At 44.3% G+C, this 4,154-nt stretch carries 5 protein-coding genes; all 5 read right to left on the bottom strand.

The window, feature by feature from the left end:
* Window positions 1–625, bottom strand: a 625-nt coding sequence (locus VIM72_RS28835; protein ID WP_332006265.1) for an alpha/beta hydrolase, incomplete at its 3' end; no start/stop codon positions are given.
* Window positions 626–701: 76 nt separating this feature from the next.
* Window positions 702–1,085: a nuclear transport factor 2 family protein gene (locus VIM72_RS28830; protein ID WP_332006264.1), complete on the bottom strand. Its 384-nt coding sequence runs from the start codon at window positions 1,083–1,085 to the stop codon at window positions 702–704.
* Between the two features lie 84 nt (window positions 1,086–1,169).
* Window positions 1,170–2,357 (bottom strand): macrolide family glycosyltransferase, encoded by a 1,188-nt coding sequence (locus VIM72_RS28825; RefSeq protein ID WP_332006263.1) that lies wholly within the window; start codon window positions 2,355–2,357, stop codon window positions 1,170–1,172.
* Window positions 2,358–2,453: 96 nt separating this feature from the next.
* Window positions 2,454–2,990, bottom strand: coding sequence for a hypothetical protein (locus tag VIM72_RS28820; RefSeq protein ID WP_332006262.1), 537 nt, complete (start codon window positions 2,988–2,990; stop codon window positions 2,454–2,456).
* Window positions 2,991–3,200: 210 nt separating this feature from the next.
* Window positions 3,201–3,983 (bottom strand): hypothetical protein, encoded by a 783-nt coding sequence (locus VIM72_RS28815; protein WP_332006261.1) that lies wholly within the window; start codon window positions 3,981–3,983, stop codon window positions 3,201–3,203.
* Between the last annotated feature and the right edge of the window lie 171 nt (window positions 3,984–4,154).

Below are 4,154 nucleotides of genomic sequence, written 5' to 3'. Positions count from 1 at the left end.
AATATCCTCTATCCCACCAGAAAGATGGGCTGATAGCAATATAAGCGTTAAACATATCCGGCTGCGTTAGCAGGCAATTGATCGTGGTGATACCGCCGAATGAATGCCCTGCGAAAATTTTAAAAGGTTGTGTTTTGTAGTGCGCATCAACATAGGGTATCAGTTCCGTACCAATGAACTGTAGGAAATTATTGCCCCCGCCGCTCGACTTATACCTGAAGCTGGAACTGGTATCAGGCTTTCCCCAGTAATCATAAATGCTATGGGAGGGCGTAAGGTCCCTTGTACGGTTGGTATTGGGGATGCCGACTATAATCATTTCGGGCATAACATTTACATCCCAACGGCTAAGGTACCGGCAATATTCTGCCGTCAGGCTGAAATGATTATCCCCATCAAGTATGTATAATACCGGGTATCGCTTATCGGGCAGCAGGGTATCTGCAGGCGGTACATAAATATAAATTTTCCGGTCTTCACCCAATACTTTAGACGGGAGCTTGATGATATCCGCTGATATGGGTTTAAAAGGCGGATCAGTTTGGGCAATTGAACCTTTGGGGACTAACAGTATAAGGAGAATATATACCAGGCTGTTTTTAAAATGACGCTTTCTGTAAATCATGCGAATCAAGGGTTAATGTATGAGATGCCCAGGTACACTGGAATAGTAAAAGTTGTGGTCCGGTTACACAGGCGGCTCACACTAGCTCCTGTCTGTAGGACACTTTATCCATGATCAGCCATTTCCCATCTAACTTTACCAGGTTAAACCGGTCAATGAACCTAAAGGTGGCAAAAGTGAGTTGCACATGGGCCGACCCGGTGTCTCCATCCCAGGTATAGGAAAGGAGCTCAGGTTGGCATTCCTGTACGGTTGCCTGGGCAACGAGGTCCAGGTATTGCGGCAGTGTCCATTGAACCAGCTTGCCTTCTATGATGGTCCTGATATACGCATCGGGGTGAAACGCCCTGCGCATTCTTTCGATGTCTATTACCGGGCGTCCTTCAAGATAGTCGTTAAGAGTAAGTTGGATTAAATGCTTTTCGTCTTCTACATTGATTTTGCTTGCCAGGGTTTCCATATTTTTTTTGCCACAAATTTATTTGTTTTTTTTCCAACCCTCCAAATGTATATCCGGTACCCGGTGATAAGAACCTCAGGATGCTCAGGGAAGCGCCTGTTGCTGAAAGGCAATAATGGCATCGGTAGCCCGCAAATAGCCGCCTGCGCTACGGATGGTATCTTTTATATGGTGCAGGGAATGCCTGATCGTTTCGTCCTGCAATACGGTCGTTACAGCCTCGTGAAGTGCCTGAGCGGTAAGATTGTTGCGGTCAAGAACAAGACCAAGCTGCAAGTCCCTTACACGCTCTGCTGTTGTTTGCTGTTCCTTTATGGATGGCAGCACCACCAATGGTATGCCATAATACAGGCTTTCCATGGTGCTGTTCAAGCCGCCATGAGTAACAAAAACATCTGCATGGGGGAGCAGGGCGGTCTGGGGCACAGATGCTTTTACAACAAAATTACCAGGAATGGGTTCCAGCGTGCGTAAGTCTATCTGATCTCCTACCGACATTACCACGCTCCAATCAGGCGTTGCAAAAGCAGCAAAGCACATACGGTAAAAATCAGGATCATTATTTCGTAATGTGCCCAGCGAAATATAGATCCTGGTTACCGCTGAATGATCACTTTGAGCTACCGGCCATGGGATCGGCGGTGGTACTGTAAAGGATGGCCCTACAAACAGGAAACGTTCATCGAATTGCGCGGCATCAACCTGGAATGTTTTTGGCAGAAATACCAGCGTTAGCCCCGGCACTTCTGAAAACACCTCCTGCAGGGTTATAGCAGGGAGCTGGTACGATGTTGTTACGGTTGTAAGCGCCTGATTGGCAGCATGTGCAAGTAATTTGACATCCGGGTCAGTAAAGGTTTCCGTAATTTTTTGCAGTCGCCTGGGACTATGAAAAGGCCGAAAGCCGATCACAGGTAAACGCAATATACGCGCGGCGAGCCGGGGGGCAAGCAGCATGGTATTGAATATAATACAGTCGGGGTTTATACTTCTCAACTTGTCTACAATCTCCGGTACTATGCGTGGTGATTCACGCGCCATCAAAAACGGCAGCAACGCAATTTCCTTATCCCCCGGTGGCGTTGTATTTTGAGCCCGTGAACTTCCAGGTAATACAACCGGGATGCCACCTGCTTTTTGTACGGCTTCGGCGAAGGATTCGCCAATAAAATAATAAACCTTATGCCCACGCCTGTTTAGCTCTGCAACAATAGGGAGCGTCGGGTTTATATGACCATGTGCTGAAATGTTGAAAAAAACGAAAGTGGGCATGTTTAATACTCCTTGGTAAGCGTGATATCTTTCCCAAATGTATATAAAATGTTCCGGAAAATATCCGTTGGCCGCTCCGGGTTATGAGTGCGAATATTATCTCCGTTTACTTAAATTTACAGCTCTTCTTATCCGGGGACGATTATACCGTTGCACGAAAATTGGATAAAGGTTGAATAAAACATTTAGCGCCAACAGGCACAGAGATTTAAGCACTCCAAATTTGTAAGCCACAAAAACATTAAATCCGAAAACTATAATCAGGATAATTAAGTGATCCAGTTCAGATTTTTTTGTTTGGTAATATAAATTTGTCAAAGCTTTGGTATTATGCTCTATGGGAAAAGATTTCCTGATTACTTTTTCCCAACCGGTCCAAACCAGTAGCTTCCTGAAGAAATTTACTCCAAAGTACTCGTATATTTTCCCTTTCCTTTCCCATCCTTTTTCATCATAGTAAGAAGAAGCGAGTTCGCTTTTTAGCGCAGTAGTAAAAACAGATACACATAGCATCAATAGCCAATTTACCGCCCAGGCGAATGCAAATCCATCGATCCTTACATAATATACCAGTGCGTAGATAGCGCCAATTGATAGTATCGTAATTAAAATTAAGAGCAGTGTTTTCCTCATTGATTGCTTTCGTTTGGAAGCCAGGATTTGTGGTAAATGAAATGGGTATCCTTTCTACCATACATCCGCTAAACTAAATTTAACGGGCTAAGGTAGATATTTAAAGTCAATCAGGCAATAAGTCAGATTGGTATGACTACAGCCAATAACGCTGCCACGAAGAAAATAAACAATCCCCCGGCAGCCCAGGAACCACCAGGGGATGTTGTTTTAATTCACCATATGCAATGCTACATAACTGGGTGGCCCAACAAAGATCCATACCCTGTTAGCGCCAAGCAATACTGCTGTATCATAGCCATCAGTATAATAAATGATCCTGCGCGAAACTGCAGTTCCGAAGGAGTTCAGCAGGTTTTGGGTAGCCACATTCCGGGCAGACACATAGTAATAGTAACCATCAAACCGGTACTCATAATCGCAGTCAGTACTTCCTTCGTTACCCATATCCCAGATACCATAATAATTAGTACCGGCATATGATCTGTAGTAAGCAGCAGATGGATAGCTGGCGGTAGGACAGGAAGCTATTGTAACGTCTGATTTCTTTTCCAGTGAAGTGAATAGTTCGTTTGTTTCTTCCTGGGATAGTTTGTTGAATGGTTTTTGAAATTTGCTTAGTGAAGCAGCGTATACACTTGAGCGTATATCTTTTGCTCTTTTAAGATTAGCACTGATCAGCGTTTGCTGCGCAGTGCTGATCCTGCCATTGGAAGCCGCTGCCGCTTTTCGTGTCAGGGAAACAGAATCACTCTTAAGGCGTAGTTCTTCGAACTGTTCCAGTTCCTCTGCAGACAGCGACGAGTATGCTTCTTTAAATGAGGCACAGTTGGCAGGGGTATTTGGTGCGTATAATTTCTGCACCAACTCTGCTAAAGAAACTTTTGCTTTTGGCGCTTCAAGCGTAGCACTGGTTTTTTCTTTCTGACATGCGGCAACTGCAATAACTATTGTCAGCGCTGCAAAGGGAGTTAATTTCAATAATTTTTTCATAATTGATTTTTTAAGATAAACACTAAAAGAATGATCCTGTATGTAGCCTTGCAGGAAGGGCTTTGGACAGTCTCCCTACCAGGGAGATACGGCAAAAAGCCTCCTGTCCGCGTGTTAGCAGAAATAACTGATGGTAAAAGGAGTTTAAGAGTTATCGGATTATTGTTTATT

It is taken from the genome of Chitinophaga sp. (assembly GCF_036569185.1).
In the GTDB taxonomy this organism is placed as follows: Bacteria; Bacteroidota; Bacteroidia; order Chitinophagales; family Chitinophagaceae; genus Chitinophaga.
This window is presented reverse-complemented; position numbering and strand designations above follow the sequence as displayed.

Excerpts from the sequence above, each read along its gene's own strand:
- VIM72_RS28830 (WP_332006264.1), bottom strand. The coding sequence starts at position 1,085 with ATGGAAACCCTGGCAAGCAAAATCAATGTAGAAGACGAAAAGCATTTA.
- VIM72_RS28825 (WP_332006263.1), bottom strand. The coding sequence starts at position 2,357 with ATGCCCACTTTCGTTTTTTTCAACATTTCAGCACATGGTCATATAAAC.
- VIM72_RS28820 (WP_332006262.1), bottom strand. The coding sequence starts at position 2,990 with ATGAGGAAAACACTGCTCTTAATTTTAATTACGATACTATCAATTGGC.
- VIM72_RS28815 (WP_332006261.1), bottom strand. The coding sequence starts at position 3,983 with ATGAAAAAATTATTGAAATTAACTCCCTTTGCAGCGCTGACAATAGTT.